We start from the raw sequence: 1,231 nt of genomic DNA, 5'->3' as shown, positions 1-1,231 counted from the left end.
AAAATTTGATTAATACCTAAATCCTACACCTGCATAATATTGCTTCATTATTCCATTGAGCAGGCTATCCCCCCTTTTTACATCCATATATTCTATAGAAGCCCCTATAACACCAAATATAAATTTGCCGTATGTAAGGTTTATATCTCCGCCGTATGTTTCACCGGCATTAGTCCCATAACCATAGTTACCGGAAGCATTTATCAAAAACTTATCATTTACTTTGAGCTTCCCTTTTAGCCTGATATTTACCGTATCAAACATTATATCATCACCAAAAGTAGCCAATATCTCAGCACTTTGTGAAATCTTAACCTGCAATCCTTTGTAACCTACTCCAAGGTATAAGTTGAATTTTGAAGTATCTAATATCTTTTTTTGTAATCCGTACGACATAGTAGATATGATTAATACAGGGTTTTCAGCTTTTTCAGAGCCAAGTGCAAAAAATAGCAAGCTCCCCTGACTTTGTATCTCTTCAGTCTCAAATTCGAGTGAATTTGCTTCAGCATATACCCCCCAATTTGGACAATAATCTACACTTAACTTACTAAGAGTTTCAAATTTATTATCAAGGTTTCCATCTTTCAAATCTATACCAAAAGAAGGATTTATCAAAGAATCACCTTTGGAATTAAATTTTACATCGCCGGAATAGTCACCAATACCTGTACCGATAAACATTTCAAATTTTGGGCTATCAAATCCAAAACTAACGGTTGCAACTAACATAATAAAAAAAGTTAATAAAACCTTGTTCATTTGACCCTCCTTAATATGGAAATAAAAGGCCTTCAAAGAAGGCCGATGTCAAAGTTTATTGCTGTTATTCTTTAATTTTTGTTGCTCTTCCTGCTTTGTTACTCTTTCAAAGGCATCGTTTAATGATTTATGTATATAATATATTTCCATATCAAAACTCATATGAGGTGCTTTTATAGAAATTGAGGTATTGCCATCTTTGTACTCAGCATACTTATCACCTACAAAAGGGATATTAGATTTAACTAAAGAATATTTTCCTTTTAAAATGTTATTGTAGTAATCAAAATAGTTTTTTGAGCCTGTCAAAATAACTCCTACAGCTTTTTCATCTTTATCAAATATAATCAACGCATCTCTGATTCCGTCCATATTTAAATTATCCTTAGACACTTCATACATTTTTCCCATCGAATATTTATTGATACCGGTGTATTTCGCCTTAAATTTTTTCAAAAATGTACTTGCA

The 1,231-nt window shown here is 32.2% G+C and carries 2 protein-coding genes; both read right to left on the bottom strand.

The features are described from left to right. Positions 1-9: 9 nt before the first annotated feature. Positions 10-762 (bottom strand): hypothetical protein, encoded by a 753-nt coding sequence (locus LF845_RS11710; RefSeq protein ID WP_242821196.1) that lies wholly within the window; start codon positions 760-762, stop codon positions 10-12. Between the two features lie 48 nt (positions 763-810). After that, positions 811-1,231, bottom strand: a 421-nt coding sequence (locus tag LF845_RS11705) for a hypothetical protein (protein WP_242821195.1), incomplete at its 5' end; no start/stop codon positions are given.

The organism is Deferrivibrio essentukiensis (genome assembly GCF_020480685.1).
Classification (GTDB): domain Bacteria; phylum Chrysiogenota; class Deferribacteres; order Deferribacterales; family Deferrivibrionaceae; genus Deferrivibrio; species Deferrivibrio essentukiensis.
This window is presented reverse-complemented; position numbering and strand designations above follow the sequence as displayed.

Bases quoted from the DNA above. Each gene is read 5' to 3' on its own strand.
- LF845_RS11710 (WP_242821196.1), bottom strand. From the start codon at position 762: ATGAACAAGGTTTTATTAACTTTTTTTATTATGTTAGTTGCAACCGTT.